Consider the following 20385-nt stretch of genomic DNA (forward strand, 5'->3'; position numbering starts at 1 on the left):
CCGGTGCCGCCGCGTCGGCGCCGTGGCTCGGCTCCTACGGCATAGATTCGTAGCCCAAGTCGCTTGACACCGTCAAGCTTTGCTTGATGCTGTCAAGTGACGGGCGGGGCTCGTGGCCCCTGCCGACCGGACGATCCGCGAAAGGGTTCCGATGAAGATCCTCAAGCAGGGCGCCGTCCCGGCCGCGGTCGCGCTCGCGGCCTTCGCCATGCCGGCGCCCGCCGCGTCCGCCTCCGCCTCCGTGTCCGCGCCGGCCCCGCCGCCCGGCCGCCACTACAGCACGTCCGAGGGCAGCGGCCGCTTCACCGGGGACTCCAGCGTCGGGCCGTCCGTCTGCACCCTGACGAACCTGGCCGCGCGAGCCCATCGCACGCGGCAGGGCGGGAAGGTCTGGGTCCGCGGGTTCGACGCGTCCTGCGCCGGCGTCATCACGGCGGCCGGGCACGACGTGCCGCTCCACTTCCGGATCAGGAGGGGCGCGGTGACCGGCACCATCTCGATCGTGATCACCAACGCCCTCGGCGGGGAGTGCCGCTACCGGGGGCCGGTGACCGGGTCGATCGCCAACGGCGCCGATACGCTGTCGGCGACGAGCACCGTGACCTTGAGGGAGACCCTGAACGCCCCGTGCGCGCCGGATTCGAAGGCGACCCTGGAGGTCACCTTCCCGGGCGCCGGCTTCGGCTGGTGATCCGGCCGGCCCCGCGCCCACGGCCGAGCCGGGTCAGCCGGCCGCCTCGGCGGCGAGAGCGTTGTTGAGCGTCTCGGTCACCAGCCGGGCCGCGGCCTCGACGCCGCCGAGGCCGGGAAAGAAGGTGTCCAGGGTGCCGTCGCGCCAGAGCATCACCGCGCCGTGAACGGTCGACCAGCACGTCAGCGCCAGCGCGGTCGCGGAGTGGTCCCTCCCCCAGCCCGTGGCGCGAGCCTCGTCGATCTCGGCGAGGAGGATCCCGAACGCGCTCGCACGCGCCTCGGCGAGCTCCGGATCGTCGGCGTTGAGCAGCTCGGGCCGGTACATCACCACGAACAGCGCGGGGTGCTGCTTGGCGAAGACCATGTAGCCGATGCCGAGCGTGGCGACGCGCTCGGCGGGCGTCGCGTCGTCGGGGATCCGCCGGCGCGCCGAGCGCATCCGCCTCGCCAGCGTGCGGAAGCCCTTCGCGGCCAGCGCCGTGAACAGCCCGCGGCGGTCGCCGAAGTGATGCCCGGGCGCCTGGTGCGAGACGCCGACCCGCCGGGCGATGGCCCGCATGCCGACCGGACCGATGCCGTGCTCGTCGATCGCCTCCTCGGCGGCGCGCAGGAGCGCCTCGCGCAAGTCCGTCCTGGACGAGGTCGATGGTGCGGGCATAGCGCCTGATTGTCTCGCCGCCGACCGCCGGCGGCAACCGGCCCGGGCCGGGGGCGGCCGCGCCGGCCGCCGCCGCTCTCCGTAGGCCGCCGAACTGGTCACAATCGGGCCGGTGACACTTCCGGTACGCGTGGTGCCCATGGTTATGTGCCGCTGTGGCGCAGGGCAGCGAGAGAGTCGTGGCCGGCCGGTACCGGCTGGTGGAGATGCTGGGCGAGGGCGGGATGGGCGCCGTCTGGCGCGCGCGCGATGAGCGGATGCGCCGGGACGTGGCGCTCAAGCAGCTCAAACTCCCCCCGGGCCTGGAGCCCGGACCGCGCCGGGTCCTGGTGGCGCGGATGGAGCGGGAGGCGCGGTCGGTCGGGATGCTCAAGCACCGCGGCGTCGTCACCGTGTACGACCAGATCCACGACGAGGACGGCCTGCCCTGGATCGTGATGGAGCTGGTGCGGGGCCGCTCCCTGGCCGCCGTCCTCGGCGACGGCGGCCCGCTGGACGAGGCGGAGGTCGCGCGGATCGGCGCGCAGGTCGCCTCGGCGCTGGCGGCCGCGCACGAGGCGGGGATCGTGCACCGCGACATCAAGCCCGCCAACATCCTGCTGGAAGGCGAGCGGGCGGTGGTCACCGACTTCGGGATCGCGGTCGTCCCGGACGAGACCACCCTCACCGCCACCGGCGCCCTGGTCGGCACGCCCGCCTACCTGTCCCCCGAGCAGATCGACGACCGTGAGGCCACGGCGGCGTCCGACATCTGGTCGCTGGGCGCCACGCTGTACGCCGCCGTCGAGGGCCGGCCCGCCTTCACCGGCCGCACCCCGGGCGCCCTGCTGTGGGCGATCTCCCAGGGCCGGCCGGCGCCCGCGCAGCGCGCCGGCCGGCTGGCGCCGGTCCTGACCGAGCTGCTCCAGCGCGATCCGGCGCTGCGCCCGACCGCCGAGGCCGCCGCCGCCACGCTGAACGCGCTGGCCGGCGCCCCGCCCGCCCCCGCGGGGCCCGCCGGCACGGCACCCGCTTCCGCACCCGCTTCCGCACCCACGGCCATCGCACCGGACCCGGCCGGCCTCCTCGGCGTCCCGCAGTACCCGGCGCCGTCCCGCCGCGCCGTCCTCGTCACGCTGGGCTCCGCCGGCCTGGCCGGGGCCGTCCCCGCCGGGTACCTCCTCACCCGCGACCGGCGGCCCGAGACCCCCCGTTCGCGCCGCGCCACCGCGCCCACCGGCGGGCCCGCCACGGAACGCCCCCTCAACGGCCACACCCAAGCGGTCCTCGCCGTGGCCTTCAGCCCGGACGGCAGGATCCTCGCCACCGGAGGCGGCGACAACACCGTGCGGCTGTGGAACGTCGCCGCCGGCACCCCCATCGGCCGCCCGCTCACCGGCCACACCCGCCGGGTGGGCGCGGTGGCCTTCAGCCCGGACGGCAGGCTGGTGGCCTCCGGCAGCGACGACGAGACGGTGCGGCTGTGGGACGTGGCCGCCGGCACCCCGATCGGCGAACCCCTCACCCGTCACAGCGGGGTCGTCCAGTCGCTGGCGTTCAGCCCGGACGGCAGGACGCTGGCCACCGCGAGCTACGACGACCGGGTGCTGCTCTGGAACGTCCGCACCCGCACGCAGGTCGGCAAGCCCCTCGCGCACGACGGCGGCGTCCGCGCCGTGGCGTTCGGCCCGGACGGCAGGACCCTGGCCACCTCGAGCCTCGAGGTACGGCTGTGGGACGTGGCCCGCCGCACGCCCACCCACCGGCCCCTCATCGGCCAGGCGCACACCGCCAGCACGCTGGCCTTCAGCCGCGACGGCGCGACCCTCGCCATGGGGCTCTATGTCAACGGGCCGTTGCGGACGGAGGCCGTGCAGTTCTGGGACCCGGCCACCCGCAAGCCCAAGGGCCGCTCCCTCAGCGGGCACTCCGGCACCGTCGACTCGTTGGCGTTCAGCCCGGACGGCACGACCCTCGCCACCGGAAGCGGCGACGACACCGCGCGGTTGTGGAACCTGGCCACCCGCGCCCCTGCCGGGTGGCCGCTCACGCACCCCAACGACGTCGGCGCGGTCGCGTTCAGCCCGGACGGCAGGACCCTGGCCACCGCGTGCCTCGACGGCACCGCCAGGCTGTGGGACGTGGCGGCCGCGAGCCGGCGAACGCCCGCCTGAACCGCCTGAATCGCCGGACCCGCACTCCCGCGCTCTGCGGGAAATCGGTCCACCGCGGAGTGGCGCGCTTCTAGGATCGCCGCATGGGTGCGGTGGCCGATGCGTGGGCGCGGATCGACGGCTGGCTGGCGCGGCACGCCCCGGACAGCGCGGCCGTGCTGGCACCGCCCGCCCGGCGCGAGGACGTCCGGGCCGCCGAGGAGGCGACCGGGCTGGCGTTCCCGCCGGAACTCGTGGAGTCGCTGCTCTGCCACGACGGCCTCCTGGAATGGGCGAACATCTTCCCCGGAAAGCCTCCGCTGCCCGTGGCCCGGATCGTCGCCCACTGGGAGATGTGCTGCGCGGAGCTGGAGGACGACGCCGAGGAGTTCCTGGAGGAAGGCGAGGAGCCCTGGTGGCACCCGCTCTGGCTGCCGTTCGCCGAGTCGGACGGCGACTCGCAGATCATCGATCTGCGGCCGGGACCGGGGTACGGGCGGCTCGGCTCGGCGGCGCACGACGACGCCGGAAGTTTCCTGAACGCGTGGCCGTCCCTCGGCGCCTACCTGACCGAGACCGCGGACGCGCTGGAGACCGGCGGGCCCGTACGGGTCCGGCATCCCTACCTCATCGCCGGCCGCGAGCTGTGGTGGACGTTCGCGGGTGAGACCGAGCTGAACGGCCGCCCCCTCCGCCCGGCGCCGCCGAACTGACTCCCCCGGCATCGGCGGCGGTCACGTCGCGCGGGCCGCGCGCTGCGGCTGCGGAGCGCGCTCGTGCCGGGCGGAGGTGTGCTGATCAGGGGCCGGGGTCCTCGCCGTACTGGCGGCACCGGCCGGTGAAGACGGTGTCGAGTTCGGCGTCGAGGATCGAGGCCGCCAGTTCGGCGGCGGGCACGCCGTTCACGCCGGCGGGGTCGCGGTAGAGATCGGGCGCCGGTGCCGGATGTTCATCGCCCTGTGCGCCGCGGCCGCCGCGGGCGCCGTCACCGTGGTCCTGCGCCTGGCCCTCGTCCTCCGCGCCGCCCGCGGGAATCGAGAAATCTCCTGAACGGACGCAACCTCCGGGCCTCTCGATGGTTCTTCTGGCATGACGTTCGACCGAACCTTCCCCGCGGCCGCCTCCGGGCGCGCCGCCGCGGGCGACGGCGTCGCGGAGCTGTTCCGGGCCCACCACCTCGCGCTGGTCCGGCTCGCCCTGCTCATGCTCGGCGACCGGACCGCCGCCGAGGACGTCGTCCAGGACGTCTACACCCGCCTGCACGGGCGCCGCGGCCGGATCCCGGACCCGCCGGACGAGCTGCTCGCCTACGCCCGCGCGTCGGTGCTCAACGCGTGCCGCACGCTGCTGCGCCGCCGGGCGCTGACCAGGCGCCTCGTCCCGGCGCCCCCGCCGGTCTGGTCGGCCGAGAGCGACGCGCTGATCGCCGACGACCGGCGCCGCGTGCTGAAGGCGCTGGCCGGGATGCCGCCGCGGCAGCGTGAGGCGATCGTGCTGCGCTACTACCTCGACCTCTCCGAGGCCGAGATGGCCGCCGCCATGGGCGTGCGTCCCGGCACCGTCAAGTCGACGCTGGCACGCGGGCTGGCCCGGCTGCGCGAGCGCTACGAGGAGGAACGATGACCACGCCGAACGACGATCTCGTGCGCGCCGCGCTGGAGGACGCCGCCAGCACCGTCACCGAGGACGGCCTCCGCCCGCTCGCCGCCCCCGTGTCCGGCGGCCGGGGGCGGCTCCGGCTCCGGTGGGCGTTCCCGGGGGTCGCGATGCTCGCCGCCGCCCTGCTCGCCCTGCTCGTGCTGGCCGTCCCGCGCGTGTGGGACGGCGGCCGGGGCGGTCCCGCGATGTCGCCGGCGGCGTACGCGGGCGCCGAGTACGTCCTCGAAGGCACCGGGATGGGACCGGCGGCGGAGGTGACGATCGAGGAGGTGGCCACCGGCCGCACGATCGGGCGGGTCCGGGCCCCCGCGGGCTCGGGCGGTTTCCTGCACGCCGCCGGAGCGGGCGACAACCGGACGTTCTATCTCGCCACCGCCGACGCCCGCGCCTGCCTCGTCCGCTTCCACCGGCTGGTCCTGGGCGAGGACGGCGCGCCGGGACCGCTGGAGCCGATGCCCGAACTCGCGATCCCGGGCCGTCCCGCGGACGGCTTCGGCCTCCTGGCCGTCGCCAAGGGGGGCGGCAGGCTCGCGTACTCCACCGTGGGGTGCGGGCCCGGGGCGGCGAGCGAGGGCCGGATCACGATCGTGCTCACCGGGAACGGCGCCCGTACCCACATCGACCTGATCCCGGGCGCCACCGCCAGCCAGCTGCGCTGGGCGCGGGACGAGGAGCACGTGTCGGCCAAGCTGGCCAGGGACGGGGCCGACGGGTACGAGCTGTGGGTCTTCGGCGGCGGCGACGACGTGCGGCGCGTCACGTTCGGGGACCCCGCGGCCCGGCTCGTCGTCGGCACGGTCGCCCCCGACGGCGATGAGGTCGTCGCCGTGCTGGCCACCGGCGACACGCTCCGCATGGTCTGGTACTCGCTGGACACCGGAACGATCACCCGCCGGGTGCCGCTGCCCGGCGCCTCGGCGAAGGACGGGGCGATCGGCGGCGGCGAGCTCGTGGAAGGCCGCGGCGGGGACGGCTACGCCGTGCTGATCGGCGACCGCCTCTACCGCGTCCGCGGAACGGCGGTGGAGTCGGAGCCCGTCAGGGACGGCGGCGGCCTCGGCGGCGGGAACGGCGTCTGGTGAGCGGGATGCCCTGACGGTTCGTGCCGGTGAGGGGTGTACTGGCAGTGCACCCCTGCCCGGGGCGGGGGCGCCTAGCCTGGGAGGCATGGACCAGCGCAGCCAAGTCCGCGAGTTCCTGACCTCCCGGCGGGCCCGGATCACCCCGCGGCAGGCGGGGCTGCCCTCCTACGGCACCCGCCGGGTGCCGGGCCTGCGCCGATCCGAGGTCGCCCAGCTCGCCGGCGTCAGCGTCGAGTACTACGCCCGGCTGGAGCGCGGCGACCTGTCCGGGGTGTCCGACCAGGTGCTCGACTCCCTGGCCCGCGCCCTGCGGCTGGACGACGGCGACCGCACCCACCTGGAGGACCTCGCGCGGGCGGCCGGCCCCGCCGCGCGCCGGCGGCGCCGGCCTGCCCCGGCCGCCGTGCGGCCCACGGTGCAGCGGCTCCTGGACACCATGACCGACGCCCCCGCGCTGGTCATGAACGGCCGCGGCGACATCCTGGCCACCAACGCCCTCGGCCGCGCCCTGTACGCCCCCATGATCGACGCCGCCCGCGGCGCCGTTCCCAACCACGCCCGGTTCATCTTCCTCGACTCCCGGTCCCACGACTTCTGGGGCGACTGGGAGCGCGCCGCCGACGACACCGTGGCCCTGCTGCAGGCCCAGGCCGGCCGCGACCCGTACGACAAGGGCCTCACCGACCTCATCGGGGAGCTGTCGACGCGCAGCGAGCCGTTCCGCGTCCGCTGGGCGCGGCACGAGGTCCGGCAGCACCACCAGGGCGCCAAGCCGTTCCACCATCCTGTCGCCGGCACCCTCCACCTCACCTACGAGGCCCTCGAACTGGCCGCCGACGACCTCACCCTCGTCGCCTACGGCGCCGAGCCCGGCAGCGGTTCCGAGGACAGGCTCCGCCTCCTGGCCAGCTGGGCCGCCGGCGACGGGTCCCTCCACTCCGAACGGAGCCCGGCCGACACCTGACCGCCCCCCGCGGCCACGTCCCGGCGTTCTCTCCTTCAAAGGGGGCCGGGCCCTCTCGTGGTGAAGAGCCTGTCCAGGTGGAGGTCGATCGCGGCGAGCGCGGCCTCGGGGCTGATCACGCCCAGTTCGAGCAGGGGGGTGAAGCCGGTGAGGGCGAGGAGCAGGTCGGTCTCGATCGCCGGGTCGCGGGCGGCGTCGATGTGCCCGCCGGCGATCGCATCGCGGACCAGCCGCTCGACGAGGGCGCGCCCTTGGAGGAGGCCGCGGCGCGCCCGCTCGTGGACGTCCTCGTCGTGCAGCGCCTCCAGGACGTAGGCGGCGCTCATCCGGCTGGTCGCGCGGGCGTCGGCGTGCAGGGGGAGCATCGGTTCGCGAAACGGCCGGGCGTGGTGCCGAAGGCGTTCTGGAACGCCTGGATGAACGCGCTCGGGCCCGCGTAGCCGCAGGCGTCGGCCACGCGGGTGACCGACGCGCCGTCCGCCAGCAGGACCAGGGCGTGCTGGAGGCGCATCTGGGTCCGCCACTGGGGGAAGCTCATCGCCGTCTCGCGGCGGAACAGCCGGCTCAGGGTGCGTTCCGAGGCGCCGACCGCGCGGCCGAACTCGGCGAGGGTGCGCCGGTCGGCCGGGTCGTCGGCCAGGGCGGCGGCGATGGAGCGCAGCCGGTCGTCGGCGGGGAGCGGCAGCCGCAGGGGCAGTTCCTCCACCTGGCGCAGCTGGTCCACCGCCACCCGCTCCAGGTCGCGGCGGCGCCGGCCGGACGGTGCCTCGTCGGCGGTCAGGGCGATGATGATCTCGCGCAGCAGGGGCGACACCGCCAGCACCGCCGGCCCGCCGAACCCGCCGACCGGCCGGCCGAAGTTCACCGTGCGCAGCTGGGTCGGCCCGTGCGCCTGATGGGTGTGCGCGACCCCGGCGGGCAGCCACACGGCCCGGTGCGGCGGCACGACCCAGGTGCCGGCGGCCGTCGACACCCGCAGGACGCCGTGGCTGGGGTACGCGAGCTGGTGGTGCGGGTGGTCGTGCCAGTCGACGCGTTGCCGGTGCGCGAGCGGCAGGAGCCGCGCCGCGCCCGGATCTTGGCGGGTCGGCGACATATCTCGGCAGAATACCGCTAGCCCGCAACGGCCGGCGGCGATGATCCTGGACGGCGTGACAGCGAGCAACGACCTGACCGTGCCCCGGAACCGACCGGAGGCGCCGGCGGCGCCCGCCGCCCGGCGGATCTGGACGTGGGCCGCCGCCCACGCCGTCGATGACTTCTACCAGGGACTCGTCCCCGCCGCCGTGCCCTACTTCGTCCTCGAACGGCACTACAGCTACCTCGCCGCCGGCGGTCTCACGCTCGCCGCGACCCTCGGCAGCGCGCTCCCGCAGCCGCTGATCGGCGTGGCCGTCGACCGGCTGCGGCTGCCGCGGCTGGCGGCCGCCGGGGTCCTGCTCGCCGGGCTGGGCTTCGGGCTCTCCGGGCTCGCGGACTCCTACCCGGCCGTGTGGCTGCTGCTCCTGCTGTCGGGGCTGGGAGCGGCGATGTTCCACCCGGCGGCGGGCAAGGCCGCCCGCGAGGCCGCCGGCGACAGCGTCACCGGCATGAGCGTCTTCGCCGCGGGCGGCAGCGTGGGCTTCTTCCTGGCCCCCGTACTGGCCGTCCCCGCCCTGACCGCCTGGGGCGCCGGCGGCACCGTCGTGTTCCTGCCCCCGGCGGTCCTGGCCGCGTTCGTCCTGGCCCGGGCGACGCGCCGGCGCGCGGCCGCGCGCTCCGCGCCGGCCGGCGGGCGGGACCGCTGGGGCCCGTTCGCCGTCCTCACCATGATCTCGGTGGTCCGCTCCGCGGTGTTCGCCGCCGTCGCCACCTTCATCGGCCTGTACTGGATCCGCCATCTCGGCGGCTCGCAGACGCTGGCCGGTACGGCGCTGGCGTGCTTTTTGGGCGGCGGCGTGGCCGGCACCATCGCCGGCGGGCGGCTCGCCGACCGGATCGGCCCGGTCCGCACCGTACGGATCGGCGCCCTGCTGGCCGTGCCGATGCTCGCCGCGCTGCGGCTGGCGCCCGGCCCGCTGGCGCCGCTGGCGTTCGCCGCGCTGGCCGGCCTGGCGCTGAACGTCCCGTTCGCGGTCCTGGTCCGGCTCGGCCAGGACTACCTGCCCGCGCGCCCCGGGACCGCGGCCGGCGTGACGCTGGGGCTCGGCGTCAGCGTCGGCGGCCTGCTCACCCCGGTCTTCGGGCTGGTGGCCGACGCGCACGGGACGCCGCCGGTGTTCACCCTGCTCTGCTTCGTCCCGGCCGCCGCGTTCGCGCTCGCGCTGCTCCTGCCGGCCGATGCCCGCCCCTCGCCGAACCCCTACACTTCCGAGGGTGACCGGATACGGCGATCTTGAAGCGTTCGAGGACCTGGGCGCGTCCGCGCTGCCCGAGCGCCAGCAGCGGATCCTGGTCGCGATCCGGGACTGGGTGCTCAGGTACGGCTATCCCCCGAGCACGCGCCAGATCGGTGACGCCGTGGGCCTGCGGTCCGCCTCGTCGGTCTCGCGCCACCTGGCGAGCCTGGAAGAGAAGGGGTTCCTGCGGCGCGGCGCGTCGGTGTCCCGCCCGATCGACGTGCGGGCGTTCCTGAACGAGGGCGCGGACCGCACGGCCGGGCAGGGCGTGACCGTCCCCGTGGTCGGCGACATCGCCGCCGGCGCCCCCATCACGGCCGAGGAGCACGCCGGCGAGACGCTGTCGCTGCCCCGCGAGCTCACCGGGCGCGGCACCGTGTTCGGGCTGCGCGTCCGCGGCGACTCGATGGTCGACGCCGCGATCTGCGACGGCGACATCGTCGTGGTCCGGCAGCAGCCCGAGGCCCACTCGGGGCAGATCGTCGCCGCGATGCTGGACGGCGAGGCCACCGTCAAGGTGTACCGGCGCCGCGACGGCCGCGTCCTCCTCGAACCCCGCAATTCCGCCTACGACGCCATCGACGGGGACGGCGCCGTCATCCTCGGCATCGTCGTGTCGGTGCTGCGCAGCATCTGAGCGCCCGCGCGGTACGGCGGTCGGCCTGGCATGTCGACGCCGGTCGCCGATCCCGAGACGAGCCGCGGCCGGCCGGTGCCGCGCTCAGCCAGGTACGGCCGGTACCTGGCAGCACCGCGCGCCCGAAACCAGGCTCGATGCCATGACGGAGAACACGAGAACGGGCCTACTGGCCGGCAAGGCCGCCTTCATCACCGGAGCCGGGCGCGGCATCGGCGCCGCCGCGGCGCGGCCGTTCGCCCGGGAGGCCGTCTCGCCCGGCATCGTCGAGCGGCTCAACGCGCGGACCGCGCTGCGGCGCGCGGCCGAACCCGAGGAGGTCGCCGAGGCCGCCGCCTGGCTCCTCAGCGACCGCGCCTCCTACGTCACCGGAACGGTCCTGCGGGTGGACGGCGGCCTGAGCTGAGCCGTCAGCCCCAGGCGGGGTCGCGGCCGAACAGTGCCAGCAGGCGCGCCTGGTCGTCGGCGCCGTCGGGGACGGCGCGTTCGGGACCCAGCATCCCCGCCGCGCGTCCCTGGGCGGCGAAGCGTCCGGCCGTCTCCAGAGCGGGGCCGACCAGATCGGGGTCCAGGACGACCGGCTGACCCGTCGCCCTGCCCAGGTCCCACGTATGGACCAGCAACTCCAGCGGGTACTGCCGCAGCCACTCGTTCAGCGTCACCTCCACCCCGAGAGCGAGCTCGACCGGGCGGGCCAGCGCCTCGGGCGTCAGCGCGGCGATCATGTCGCCGCGCACCGCCCGCCAGGTGGCCGCCGGGTCCTCGCCGGCCGCCTCCCGCCGGTCGGGCTCGCTCTCCGGCAGGGGCCGGCCGGCGGCGCGGGCACGGACGGCCATCAGCCCGGCGATGACATGGCCCGCCACGTCGGCGGCGGACCAGCCCTCGCAGGGAGACGGGGAGAGCCAGCGGTCCGGGGGCACGGCCGCCAGGACCGCCTCGAATCCGTCCAGCGCGCGTACGAGACCTTCGGGGACCATGGGGACACCTTCCGCGGGAGGCTCGGCCATCACCCCAAGGTGACCATGCGCCCGGGCGGAACGCGAGGCCGGTCGCGCTTCCCGGCGGCGGGCGGCCGTCCGGAAGGATCGCGTGCTCGCGGCACCGATGAGTTCCCGGGTGTTGGATGGTCGGAACGTCCGGAACGACACCTGAAGGAGGCCGTGTGACGACGTCCGCCCAGCTGCGGAAGACCGCGCTGTCCCTGCCGGAGACCGTCCAGGAGCGCGGGCCGTCCGGCGCCGCCGCGTTCACGGTGCACGGCGAACGCTTCGCGGCGACGGGCGGCGCCGGCGACGCGCACCTGTTCCTGCCCGAGGCCGAGGCGGACGAGTTCCTCGCGGCGTACCCGGGGGCCGAGCGGCTCGTGGAGGGCGGGAAGGCGGCCGGCGTCCGCATCGCGCTCTCGGACATCGACGGGCAGCGGCTCAATCACTGGGTGCGGCGCGCGTGGATCGCGCGGGCCCCGGAACGGCTCTCGGCGCGGGCCGCCGCCGCGGACGCCGCGACGGCCGGGGCCGGCGGCGACCTGCCCAAGGCCATCGGCGGCCCCGCCACCCGGGCGCTCACCGCCGCCGGCATCACCACCCTCGCCCAGGTCGCCGAACTGACCGAGGCCGAACTGCGAGCGATGCACGGAGTCGGCCCCAAGGCCGTCGGCATCCTCCGCGAGGCCCTCGACGCCACCGGACGCTCGTTCACGACCTGACCCGCCTCCGCGGTCGCCGATTCCCTGCGGTCCCCTTTCCGGCGACGCCGCGCGCGCTGTCACAGATCCGGTGGCGGTCCTGTCTTAGCTGGCGAGGGAGCACGATCCCGCCTGTGGGAGAGGTGAGCCATGAGGGGCACGCGTCGTCGGGGACCGGCCTCCGCGGTGCTCGGCGGCCGCGGTCATGGAACGTCGCCGCCGGGACGGCCGGCCGAGGGGACGGGACCGGCGGGGTCGGCGGGGCTGGGCGACCTGCCGCGGCCCGTGGCGGTGGTGGTGGGGGCCGGGGGCGTGTACGGGGCAGCGCACTGCGGTGTCGGGTACGCGCTGGAGCGGCGCGGGTTCGTCCCGGACATGATCTTCGGGACCTCGGTGGGCGCGCTCAGCGGGGCGACCGCGGCCGCCCATCCCGGCAGGGCGGCGCCGTGGCTGGAGGGCGTATGGACCACGCTGCGCCGCCGCCAGGTGTTCCCGTTCGGCTACCTGCCGGGGCGGAGCGGCGTCTTCTCCGACCGGGGACTGCGCAGGCTGATCGCCCGGGCCGGGCTGCCGGCGCGGATCGAGGAGCTGGAGATCCCGTTCACCGCGGTGGCCATGGACCTGCTCACCGGTGCGCGGGTGCTGCTCGACCGCGGCGATCTGGAGTCCGCGCTGCTGGCCAGCGCGGCCATTCCGGGCGTCCTGCCCCCGGTGGTCCGGGACGGCCGGACGCTCGTCGACGGCGGCGTGATCGCCTACGTCCCGGTCCTGGCGGCCCTTGAGGCCGGCGCGGCCAGCATCGTGGTGCTGTCGACCGGGCCGGAGTGGTGGTCGCTGCGCCCGGCCGTGCCGCCGCGGCGGGCCGGCGCGGTCGCCGTCAGGTCCGGGCTGCTGCTGTTGCACCATCAGATCGAGCGCGACCTGAACGAGGTGTCCCGGCGGGTCCCGACCGTCGTGCCGCCGACCGGAGTCGACACCTGGCCCGCGCCGTGGGACTTCGGCCACTCCCAGCGGCTGATCGACACCGCCGCCCTGGCGGCGGGGCGCTTCCTCGACCGGCTCCGCATCACCGGGCCCGGCCTGTACCGGGACGACCCGGCCGTTCCGCCGGCCCGTCTCGGGGAGGCGCGGCCCCGTTCCGTATCGGAGGTCGGCCCGTGAGCACCATCGCGTTCCTCAACATCGGCATGCACGGGCACATCAACCCGACGCTGCCGGTCGTGGCCGAGCTCGTGCGCCGCGGGCACGCCGTCACCTACCACGCCTCGCCCGCGTTCGCGAAGGAGATCGAGGCCGCCGGCGCCGACGTGCGGCTCTACCCCGGCGGTGACCCGCCGCTCCCGGATCCGCCGATGCCGGTCACGATGCTGGCCGGGCTCGCGCGCACGGCCACCGGCGTGCTGCCCGCCGTGCTGTCCGGCCTGCGCCGCGTCCGGCCGGACCTGATCGTCCACGGCTCGGCCTGCCCGTGGGGCGCGGTCGCCGCCGCCGAGCTCGCGGTCCCGGCGGCGTCGTCGTTCACCACGTTCGCGTTCAACGGGGACGTGCCCAGCCCCACCCGCGCCTCCCGCGAGCTGCTGGCCGAGGCGGCGGCCCGGCCCCGCGCCGCCGCGGCCTACCTGCGGTCGCGGTGGCTGCTGCACCGCCGCTACGACACGGGCGGGCTGCCGCTGGTGGACCTGGCGAACGTGCGGCAGCCGCTCAACCTGGTCTACACCTCGCGGACGTTCCAGCCCGGCGCGGACGCCTTCGACGCGTCGTACCGGTTCGTCGGCCCGAGCCTCGGCGCGCGGCCGCCCGACCCGTCGTTCCCGGTCGGCGCCCTGCGGGACCCGGTGCTGTACGCCTCGCTGGGCACGGTGATCGATCCGGATCCGCGGCTGCTGCGCACCTTCGCCGCCGCGCTGGCACCGCTGGCCGGGACGGTGGTCGTCTCCACCGGGTCCACCGATCCGGCCGTGCTGGACCCGCTGCCGGCCAACGTGCTCGCGCGTCGCTTCGTCCCGCAGCCGGAGGTGCTGGCCCGCGCCGCGATGTTCGTCACCCACGGCGGGATGAACAGCGTCAACGAGGCGACGCACGCGGGCGTCCCGATGCTGGTGGTCCCGCACGGCGCCGATCAGCCGCTGGTGGCCCGGCGGGTCGTGGAACTCGGCGCGGGCCTGTCGGTCGGCGTGCGGGACGTCACCGAGGAGTCCGTGGGCGCCCTCGCCCGGCGGCTGCTCGGCGAGCCGCGCTTCCGGGACTCGGCCGCCGCCCTGCGGGACGTCCAGCGCGAGGCCGGCGGGTACGTGCGCGCCGCCGACGAGATCGAGCACTACCTGTGCCGGGTCCGCCGGGACGGCCGCCCGGCCCCCGCAGCACCCGCCAGGGAGCGCTGACCGATGTCCCCCCTCGTCGCCGTCCTGCTGCTGGCCGCCGGGCTGTCCGAGGCCGCCGGGCGGATCCTGCCCCTCGTCTCCCGCCGGTCCGGCATGTCGCCGCACATCATGGTCGGGCTGCTGCTGATCGGGGCGGTGGTCGAGAGCGCCGTCATCGCGCTGTGGCCGGTGACCGCCTGGGCCCTCGCCGGCCTGGTGGCGTCCGCTCCCCCGCCGGGTCCCGCGCCGTCCTGGACGCCCGGCCTGATCGCGCCGCTGCTCCTCGCCGCAGTCCTCGCGTTCCCGCTGCTCGGGCCCCTGCTGCACCTGCTCCTCCTGGTGGGGGTCGGGGCCGGCCTGGCCGCCCCGCTCGCCGCGGCGGCGGGCCTGGGCTGGTGGGCCGCCGCGGGCTGCCTCGCCCTCGCCGGATTCGGGCTGGCCGCCGCCGTCGACGCCGTCCGGCGCCTGTTCGCGGCGGTCCTCGCCACCAGCGCACAGGAGCCGCTCACATGAACTGGTTGCCGCTGCTCGCCCTGGCGCTCGGCGCGGTCCTGCTCGCCGAAGCGCTGCTCGCCCGCTACGAGGTGATGGTCTTCATCGCCGGCTGGCGGACGCCCACCAGCGAGCTCCCGCAGGGCGTGCCGTACGCCCGGGGCGCGGACGCGGACCGTCCGCCGGACGCCTACCTGGTCTACCTGGACGGGATCGGGAAGCGCCGGTTCCGCGACACCCGCGACGGGGGCCGGCTGGTCAAGGCGATCATCGCCGGCGCTCCCGAGCTGCGGGTGCTGGGCCAGGTGCAGCCGTACTCCCCGGTGGCCGCCCCGCTCCTGGACCGGCCCGTGTGGGCGTGGCTCCGCCGCCGCATCGGGCTGCTGCTCTTCCTGCACAACGTCATGCAGATCTTCGTCGCCGCCGACCGCCGGTACCGCCCGCTGTACAACCGCGCCGTGGGCGCCCAGATCGCCGGCCAGCTGCGGTACGCCGGCTACCGGCCCGGCGGCGGGATCCCGGTGGTGCTGCTCAGCTACAGCGGCGGCGCCCAGGTCGCCACCGGCGCGGTCGAGGAGCTGCGCACCCGGCTGGACGCCCCGCTGCTGCTGATCAACATCGGCGGGTTCCACAACGGCGCCAACGACCTCACCGGCGCCGACCACCTGCACCAGCTCACCAGCGCCGCGGACCACATCGAACGGGTCGGCGCCTGGATCTTCCCGCAGCGCTGGCGGCTGTTCCGCCGCAGCGGCTGGAACCGGGCCCGCCGCGCCGGGAAGGTCACCGTGCACCGGCTCGACCCGGCGACGCACATCGGGCGGCGCAGCTACATCAGCGCGGAGGCGCGGCTGCCCGACGGCCGCACCCACCTCGACCGCACCGCCGACACGGTGATCGCCCTGGTCCGCGCCCACCACGGCGCGACCGCCGGGACGGGGTGACGGAGCTCCGGAGAACGCCGCGTTCCGACCGTTCAGCCGCGCCGGTCCCGGAACAGGTCCTCCGGCCGGCTCAGCCGGCGGTGCGGGCGGCGGCGGCCGGGGCGGGCGGGATGTTGTGGCCGAGGCCGAAGACGTTGTCGGGGTCGTACCGGCGCTTGACGGCGGCCAGCCTGCGGAGGTCGGCGCCGCTGTAGGCGTCGGCGGTCCGGGCCGGGTCGTGCAGGAAGTTCAGGAACGCCCCGCCGCCGTACGGGCGGAGGGCGGCGGCCAGGTCCGGGACCGGCCGGTCGGCGATCACCGACAGGCGGGCGGCGCGGGGGCCGGCCGGTCCGGCGCCGGGGCCCGGGCGTCCCATCGCGCCGGCCCAGTGCCGGATCTCCACGGCCGGCCCGCCGTCCGTTCCGGCGGCGCGCACGATCGCCTCGACGGCGGCGTCCGGCAGTTCCCGCAGGAGGTCCACCTGGCCGGGGGCGGTGCCGCCCATCTCGGCCTCGGCGTACGGCAGGGTGCGGAAGTCCTCGGCGAGCGCCGGGCCCGCCGCCCGCACCAGCGGCCGCAGCAGGCGCCGGGCCTGGCCGGCGCTCCCGGTGTACATGGCCTTGAGCCGCAGGACGCGGCGGCCGCGGACGGACGGGTGCGTCTCGGGGGTGTCGGGCATCGAGGTGAGCTCGAGTGCGGTGCCGAGCTCGTCGGGCGCCCCGCCGATCCAGTCGCGGTAGCGGGCGGCGACCTCGGCGGCGCGCTCGATCGGGTAGCAGGCCGTACCGGCGAAGACCCGGTCCACCGGGTACAGCCGGAACTCCAGCGCGGTCACCACGCCGAAGTTGCCGCCGCCTCCGCGCAGCGCCCAGAACAGGTCGGGGTGGGCGTCGGGGGACGCGGTCACGAGCCGCCCGTCGGCCGTGACGACCTGGGCGCGCAGCAGGCTGTCGGCGGCGAAGCCGTACGCGCGGGAGAGCCAGCCCAGGCCGCCGCCCAGGGTGTAGCCGGTGACGCCGACGTCGGTGTGCGATCCCGAGAGGCCGGCCAGGCCGAACGGCGCGGCGGCCGTGAGGACCCGTCCCCAGCGGGTGCCGGGGCCGACGCGGGCGAGGCGGCGGTGCGGGTCGACGAGCACGCCGGCCATCCGGGAGGTCCGCAGCAGCAGGCCGCCGTCGCAGGCCGCGCGGGTGCCGTGCCCGGTGGCCTGCACCGCCGGGCGCAGGCCGGCGTCGCGGGCGGCGAGGACCGCGGCCCGCACGTCCTCCGCGCCGGTCGCCTCGGCGACCAGCGCGGGGCGCGGGTCGATCGGCGCGAACGGGGTGCCGCGGAGCTTCTCGTACCCGGCGTCTCCGGGCAGGTGCACGGGTCCGGTGAAGTCGGCGCGCAGCCGGCGGGCGGTGGTGAAGGTGCTCATGGTGGCGGCTCTTTCCAGGAGTTCCTCTGGGCCCGCGCCGGCGGGGGCCGGCGCGGGGTGGGACGGCGGGGTACCCCTGACCCTCCGTGGCGGAGGGAGAGCCACTCCCGATCTCGCTGCCTCCACACTAAAGTCACGATTATTGATAGTCAAGATTCGTGACTATATTTCCCCGCGGTCACCCGTGAGAGCGCCAGTCGCGCTGATCCTCGGTGATCCGCACGAGCATGTCCTTGAAGTCCGCGTACGTGCCGTTCCCCAGGGCCCCCCGGTGGCGCTCCTCCATGGCCGCCAGGATGGCGCGCGCGGCGGCGATCTCGTCCTTGCCGCGGTCGGTGGGGACGACGAGCTTGGCGCGCCGGTCGGCGGGGTCGGGCTCGCGGCGGACGTAGCCGAGCCCGACGAGCTCGTCGACGATCGTCCCGACGATCTGCTTGTGCTGGCCGGAGCGCTCGGCGAGGTCGGTGGCACGCAGGCCGCCCTCGTTCAGGTGGGCCAGCACCGTGCCGTGCCGGGGCCTGACGTCGGGATGCCCCCGCTCGGCCAGCCGCTGGAACAGCTCGTCCTGGATCGCGCGCATCAGCCGGCCGGTCAGCACGCCGAGGTCGGGCACGGTCTCGCTCGCCATGGTGGGCACCACCCGAAATCATCATGAATATTGACGGTCAATATTCCTGACTATAACGGGCTCCGGCCCGCGGCCGGCGTCACCGGCGCGCCGGATCCCGCCGGCCGCCCAGACGGCCAGCGCGCAGGCCGCGAATCCGGCTCCGAGGAGCCCGGTGCCCGCCCAGCCGTGGGCGGCGAAGACCGCGGTGGTCGCGGCCGCGCCGAGGGCGGAGCCGAGCGAGTAGAAGACCATGTAGCCGCCGATGACGCCGCCGGCGCGGTCCGGATGGGCGGCGGTGAGCAGGTGCTGGCTGCTCACATGCACGGCCTGGACCGCCAGGTCGAGGGCCACGATCCCGGCCACCAGGAGCCACAGCGACCACGGCAGCTGCGCGATCGCCGCCCACGAGAGCACGAGCAGGGCGAGCGCGAGGCCGGTGACCGGGCCCGCCCGTCCCGCGTCCGCCCACCGTCCCGCGCGCGCCGCGCCGAGCGCGCCGGCGAGCCCGGCGATGCCGAACAGCCCGATCTGGCCCTCGCTCAGCCGCCACGGCGCGTCCGCGAGCGGCAGGGACAGCCCGCTCCACAGCGTCCCGAACGACGCGAACGAGAAGAACGCGATCAGCCCGCGCGCCAGGAAGACGCGCTGCCCGAACAGCCCGCCGAGCGCGGCGACCGCCCGCCGGTAGCCCGCGGGCCGCCGGGGGCGCTCGTCCGGCGGCAGCACCGCGAGGACGAGCGCCGCCAGGACGAAGCACAGCACCGCGAGGACCGCATAGACGCTCCGCCAACCCCACATCCCGGCGAGCGCGCCGGCGGCCACGCGGGCGCCCAGGATGCCGGCCACCACGCCCGAGGTCACGGCGCCGATGTTCCGGCCGCGCTCGGCGGGCGGCGAGACCGACGCGGCGTAGGCGACCGCGGTCTGCACCACGACCGCGAAGAACCCGGCCGCCGCGAGCCCGGCGAACGCCGCCCACGCGGCCGGCGCCGCGGCCGTCAGCACCGCGCCCGCCGCGATGAGCGCCAGATGCACGGCGATGAGCCGGCGCCTGTCGGCCACGTCGCCGAGCGGCACCAGCAGCACCAGCCCGGCCAGGTAGCCGACCTGGCCGGTCGCGACGATCCACCCGGCGAGCCCCGCCGGCACGCCGAGATCGCGTCCCATCGGCTCCAGCACCGTCTGCGCGGCGTAGACGCCCGCCACCGCGACACCGCACACCACCGCTAGCAGCACCCGCCGCCGCACGTCCATCCGGCTCCCCCAATCAGTAGCAGATTGCAACCGATTGGACCGTACGGCACAATGGTTTCAATCCGCAACCGATCGGGAGGTGCCATGCCGCGCCCCACCACGCGCGCCCCGGACGCCGGCTGGACGGACCCGGACTGCCCCGTCGCCCGCACGCTCGACCTCGTCGGCGACAGGTGGAGCCTGCTCGTCATCCGCGACGCGATGGACGGGGCGCGCTCGTTCACCGAGTTCCAGCGGCGTACCGGCATCGCCCGCAACATCCTCACCGACCGCCTCCGCAAGCTGACCGCGCACGGCCTCCTCGCCCAGCGGACGGCACCGTCCGGCCGCCGGCGGGAGTACGTGCTCACCGGCGCCGGCCACGACCTCTTCCCGGTCGTCGTCGCCCTGCGGCAGTGGGGAGAGCGCCACGCCTTCGCCCCCGGCGAGGCCCACTCCACCCTCGTCGACCGGCACGGCACCCCGGTCCCGGAGATCACCCCGACCGGCGCCGACGGCACCCCCCTCGACACCGAGACCACCCGCGTGCGGAAGACCCGCTAGACACTCCCGGCCGGCCGAGCGGCTCGGCCGCGCGCAGGGCGTCAGGCGGACGCCAGCCAGGGGCCGACCAGGCCGGTGACGATGGCGCCGCCCTTGTCGCTCAGGTGGATGTGGTCGACGAGGAGTTCGCGGCCCGCGGCCTCCGCGACCCGGTCCCAGTCGCGCCCGAGCAGGTAGTGCTGGGCGGCGGCGGTGAACGCGGCGAAGAAGCTGAAGTCGTAGCCCTGGCGCGCGCGGCCGGAACGGCCGAGCAGCTCGGCCATCCTCTCGTTGACCGGCAGGTAGTCGATCCGGGTGCGGGCGGCGATGTCCTTGATCGCCGCGTTGTACCCGGCCAGGACGCGGTTGATCGGGGCGTTCAGGTCCTCGCCGAGGGGCGGCAGCGACAGCAGCGCGACCCGTGCCCCGGTGGTGGCCTTCACCCGTTCCACGACCGCGGTGAGGTTGGCGCGGTACCGCTCCAGGGGGACCTCGCCGCGCACGTCGTTGGTGCCGACGAGCAGCGCGACGGCCGCCGGGCGGCACGCCACGATGTCGGAGTCGACGCGTTCGCGGAGGTCGGCGCTGGTGTCGCCGTTGATCCCGGCGTTGACGACCTCGTACCGGGGGTACCGCTCGCGGATCGCGCCGACCCAGTCGGCGCCCAGCGTGCCCTGCGTCATGCTCGCGCCGGCGGCCACCAGGCGGGGCCGGCCGGTACCGGCGCGCCCGGACTCGCAGGCGTCGGCGGGGGTGTTGGCGGGCGACCGGAGGAAGGTCAGGTAGCCGACGAGGCCGGTCGCGCCGAGGACGGCGCACAGCGCCACGCCCAGCGCGATGGTGATCCGCTTCTTCATGCTGGCTAGGCTCCTTGCTAGGTAAACGCTTGTTAACCAGGTTAGTGAGCGTTTACCCACCCC

At 75.9% G+C, this 20385-nt stretch carries 23 protein-coding genes; 15 read left to right on the forward strand and 8 right to left on the reverse strand.

Features of this window, described 5'->3' with window-relative positions:
• The first annotated feature begins 151 nt into the window (after positions 1-151).
• On the forward strand, positions 152-691 hold the full coding sequence (locus ACA361_RS17460) for a hypothetical protein (RefSeq protein WP_375013043.1): 540 nt from the start codon (positions 152-154) through the stop codon (positions 689-691).
• 33 nt (positions 692-724) lie between these two features.
• On the opposite strand, the gene ACA361_RS17465 is transcribed toward ACA361_RS17460, so the two are convergent.
• Entirely contained in the window at positions 725-1318 is a 594-nt protein-coding gene (locus tag ACA361_RS17465) for a TetR/AcrR family transcriptional regulator (RefSeq protein WP_375013044.1), read from the reverse strand.
• Positions 1319-1506: 188 nt separating this feature from the next.
• Between ACA361_RS17465 and ACA361_RS17470 the strand changes: the two genes are divergently transcribed.
• The 5 genes from ACA361_RS17470 (at position 1507) to ACA361_RS17490 (ending at position 7188) form a co-directional block, all read left to right on the forward strand.
• On the forward strand, positions 1507-3504 hold the full coding sequence (locus ACA361_RS17470; protein WP_375013045.1) for a WD40 repeat domain-containing serine/threonine protein kinase: 1998 nt from the start codon (positions 1507-1509) through the stop codon (positions 3502-3504).
• An 83-nt stretch (positions 3505-3587) separates the two neighbouring features.
• Entirely contained in the window at positions 3588-4196 is a 609-nt protein-coding gene (locus tag ACA361_RS17475) for an SMI1/KNR4 family protein (RefSeq protein WP_375013046.1), read from the forward strand.
• Positions 4197-4572: 376 nt separating this feature from the next.
• On the forward strand, positions 4573-5106 hold the full coding sequence (locus ACA361_RS17480) for a SigE family RNA polymerase sigma factor (RefSeq protein WP_375013047.1): 534 nt from the start codon (positions 4573-4575) through the stop codon (positions 5104-5106).
• A complete protein-coding gene (locus ACA361_RS17485) occupies positions 5103-6224 on the forward strand; it encodes a hypothetical protein (protein ID WP_375013048.1) in 1122 nt (373 codons plus the stop codon). Before ACA361_RS17480 ends, ACA361_RS17485 begins: the two co-directional genes overlap by 4 nt.
• 85 nt (positions 6225-6309) lie before the next feature.
• Positions 6310-7188, forward strand: a complete 879-nt coding sequence (locus ACA361_RS17490; protein WP_375013049.1) for a helix-turn-helix domain-containing protein — start codon at positions 6310-6312, stop codon at positions 7186-7188.
• Between the two features lie 35 nt (positions 7189-7223).
• Here the strand turns inward: ACA361_RS17490 and ACA361_RS17495 are convergent, their stop codons facing one another.
• Entirely contained in the window at positions 7224-7553 is a 330-nt protein-coding gene (locus tag ACA361_RS17495) for a TetR family transcriptional regulator C-terminal domain-containing protein (protein WP_375013050.1), read from the reverse strand.
• Positions 7511-8284 carry a helix-turn-helix transcriptional regulator gene (locus ACA361_RS17500; RefSeq protein WP_375013051.1) on the reverse strand — a complete coding sequence of 258 codons (774 nt, stop codon included), beginning with the start codon at positions 8282-8284 and terminating at the stop codon, positions 7511-7513. Before ACA361_RS17500 ends, ACA361_RS17495 begins: the two co-directional genes overlap by 43 nt.
• 55 nt (positions 8285-8339) lie before the next feature.
• On the opposite strand from ACA361_RS17500, the gene ACA361_RS17505 reads away from it, so the two are divergent.
• From ACA361_RS17505 to ACA361_RS17515, 3 genes are all read left to right on the forward strand, one after another.
• Complete coding sequence (locus tag ACA361_RS17505) at positions 8340-9566, forward strand: MFS transporter (protein ID WP_375013052.1); 1227 nt, start codon at positions 8340-8342, stop codon at positions 9564-9566.
• Positions 9544-10203: a transcriptional repressor LexA gene (gene lexA, locus ACA361_RS17510; RefSeq protein ID WP_375013053.1), complete on the forward strand. Its 660-nt coding sequence runs from the start codon at positions 9544-9546 to the stop codon at positions 10201-10203. Before ACA361_RS17505 ends, lexA begins: the two co-directional genes overlap by 23 nt.
• A gap of 142 nt (positions 10204-10345) precedes the next feature.
• Complete coding sequence (locus tag ACA361_RS17515; RefSeq protein ID WP_375013054.1) at positions 10346-10609, forward strand: SDR family oxidoreductase; 264 nt, start codon at positions 10346-10348, stop codon at positions 10607-10609.
• 4 nt (positions 10610-10613) lie between these two features.
• Here the strand turns inward: ACA361_RS17515 and ACA361_RS17520 are convergent, their stop codons facing one another.
• Positions 10614-11180, reverse strand: coding sequence for a TIGR03086 family metal-binding protein (locus ACA361_RS17520; RefSeq protein WP_375013055.1), 567 nt, complete (start codon positions 11178-11180; stop codon positions 10614-10616).
• 185 nt (positions 11181-11365) lie between these two features.
• Between ACA361_RS17520 and ACA361_RS17525 the strand changes: the two genes are divergently transcribed.
• The 5 genes from ACA361_RS17525 (at position 11366) to ACA361_RS17545 (ending at position 15683) form a co-directional block, all read left to right on the forward strand.
• Positions 11366-11908 (forward strand): hypothetical protein, encoded by a 543-nt coding sequence (locus tag ACA361_RS17525; protein ID WP_375013056.1) that lies wholly within the window; start codon positions 11366-11368, stop codon positions 11906-11908.
• A 129-nt stretch (positions 11909-12037) separates the two neighbouring features.
• Positions 12038-13048 carry a patatin-like phospholipase family protein gene (locus ACA361_RS17530; RefSeq protein ID WP_375013057.1) on the forward strand — a complete coding sequence of 337 codons (1011 nt, stop codon included), beginning with the start codon at positions 12038-12040 and terminating at the stop codon, positions 13046-13048.
• Positions 13045-14268 (forward strand): macrolide family glycosyltransferase, encoded by a 1224-nt coding sequence (locus tag ACA361_RS17535; RefSeq protein ID WP_375013058.1) that lies wholly within the window; start codon positions 13045-13047, stop codon positions 14266-14268. Before ACA361_RS17530 ends, ACA361_RS17535 begins: the two co-directional genes overlap by 4 nt.
• Positions 14269-14271: 3 nt before the next feature.
• Positions 14272-14760: a hypothetical protein gene (locus ACA361_RS17540; protein ID WP_375013059.1), complete on the forward strand. Its 489-nt coding sequence runs from the start codon at positions 14272-14274 to the stop codon at positions 14758-14760.
• Positions 14757-15683 (forward strand): hypothetical protein, encoded by a 927-nt coding sequence (locus ACA361_RS17545; protein WP_375013060.1) that lies wholly within the window; start codon positions 14757-14759, stop codon positions 15681-15683. Before ACA361_RS17540 ends, ACA361_RS17545 begins: the two co-directional genes overlap by 4 nt.
• A 70-nt stretch (positions 15684-15753) precedes the next feature.
• On the opposite strand, the gene ACA361_RS17550 is transcribed toward ACA361_RS17545, so the two are convergent.
• From ACA361_RS17550 to ACA361_RS17560, 3 genes are all read right to left on the reverse strand, one after another.
• The gene (locus ACA361_RS17550) at positions 15754-17079 is read right to left on the reverse strand and encodes an FAD-binding oxidoreductase (RefSeq protein WP_375013061.1); all 1326 of its coding nucleotides are present in this window, start codon (positions 17077-17079) and stop codon (positions 15754-15756) included.
• A gap of 178 nt (positions 17080-17257) precedes the next feature.
• On the reverse strand, positions 17258-17707 hold the full coding sequence (locus ACA361_RS17555) for a MarR family winged helix-turn-helix transcriptional regulator (RefSeq protein WP_375013062.1): 450 nt from the start codon (positions 17705-17707) through the stop codon (positions 17258-17260).
• 21 nt (positions 17708-17728) lie between these two features.
• Positions 17729-18943 (reverse strand): MFS transporter, encoded by a 1215-nt coding sequence (locus tag ACA361_RS17560; protein ID WP_375013064.1) that lies wholly within the window; start codon positions 18941-18943, stop codon positions 17729-17731.
• A gap of 84 nt (positions 18944-19027) precedes the next feature.
• On the opposite strand from ACA361_RS17560, the gene ACA361_RS17565 reads away from it, so the two are divergent.
• Positions 19028-19486, forward strand: a complete 459-nt coding sequence (locus ACA361_RS17565) for a winged helix-turn-helix transcriptional regulator (RefSeq protein ID WP_375013066.1) — start codon at positions 19028-19030, stop codon at positions 19484-19486.
• A 41-nt stretch (positions 19487-19527) separates the two neighbouring features.
• On the opposite strand, the gene ACA361_RS17570 is transcribed toward ACA361_RS17565, so the two are convergent.
• The gene (locus ACA361_RS17570; protein WP_375013067.1) at positions 19528-20322 is read right to left on the reverse strand and encodes an SGNH/GDSL hydrolase family protein; all 795 of its coding nucleotides are present in this window, start codon (positions 20320-20322) and stop codon (positions 19528-19530) included.
• Between the last annotated feature and the right edge of the window lie 63 nt (positions 20323-20385).

The sequence above is a fragment of the Actinomadura sp. 21ATH genome, assembly GCF_041951345.1.
Lineage (GTDB): Bacteria > Actinomycetota > Actinomycetes > Streptosporangiales > Streptosporangiaceae > Spirillospora.

Coding starts and splice junctions, on each gene's coding strand:
- ACA361_RS17460 (WP_375013043.1), top strand. CDS start 152: ATGAAGATCCTCAAGCAGGGCGCCGTCCCGGCCGCGGTCGCGCTCGCG.
- ACA361_RS17475 (WP_375013046.1), top strand. CDS start 3,588: ATGGGTGCGGTGGCCGATGCGTGGGCGCGGATCGACGGCTGGCTGGCG.
- ACA361_RS17480 (WP_375013047.1), top strand. CDS start 4,573: ATGACGTTCGACCGAACCTTCCCCGCGGCCGCCTCCGGGCGCGCCGCC.
- ACA361_RS17485 (WP_375013048.1), top strand. CDS start 5,103: ATGACCACGCCGAACGACGATCTCGTGCGCGCCGCGCTGGAGGACGCC.
- ACA361_RS17490 (WP_375013049.1), top strand. CDS start 6,310: ATGGACCAGCGCAGCCAAGTCCGCGAGTTCCTGACCTCCCGGCGGGCC.
- ACA361_RS17495 (WP_375013050.1), bottom strand. CDS start 7,553: ATGCTCCCCCTGCACGCCGACGCCCGCGCGACCAGCCGGATGAGCGCC.
- ACA361_RS17500 (WP_375013051.1), bottom strand. CDS start 8,284: ATGTCGCCGACCCGCCAAGATCCGGGCGCGGCGCGGCTCCTGCCGCTC.
- ACA361_RS17515 (WP_375013054.1), top strand. CDS start 10,346: ATGACGGAGAACACGAGAACGGGCCTACTGGCCGGCAAGGCCGCCTTC.
- ACA361_RS17520 (WP_375013055.1), bottom strand. CDS start 11,180: ATGGTCCCCGAAGGTCTCGTACGCGCGCTGGACGGATTCGAGGCGGTC.
- ACA361_RS17530 (WP_375013057.1), top strand. CDS start 12,038: ATGAGGGGCACGCGTCGTCGGGGACCGGCCTCCGCGGTGCTCGGCGGC.
- ACA361_RS17540 (WP_375013059.1), top strand. CDS start 14,272: ATGTCCCCCCTCGTCGCCGTCCTGCTGCTGGCCGCCGGGCTGTCCGAG.
- ACA361_RS17545 (WP_375013060.1), top strand. CDS start 14,757: ATGAACTGGTTGCCGCTGCTCGCCCTGGCGCTCGGCGCGGTCCTGCTC.
- ACA361_RS17550 (WP_375013061.1), bottom strand. CDS start 17,079: ATGAGCACCTTCACCACCGCCCGCCGGCTGCGCGCCGACTTCACCGGA.
- ACA361_RS17555 (WP_375013062.1), bottom strand. CDS start 17,707: ATGGCGAGCGAGACCGTGCCCGACCTCGGCGTGCTGACCGGCCGGCTG.
- ACA361_RS17560 (WP_375013064.1), bottom strand. CDS start 18,943: ATGGACGTGCGGCGGCGGGTGCTGCTAGCGGTGGTGTGCGGTGTCGCG.
- ACA361_RS17565 (WP_375013066.1), top strand. CDS start 19,028: ATGCCGCGCCCCACCACGCGCGCCCCGGACGCCGGCTGGACGGACCCG.
- ACA361_RS17570 (WP_375013067.1), bottom strand. CDS start 20,322: ATGAAGAAGCGGATCACCATCGCGCTGGGCGTGGCGCTGTGCGCCGTC.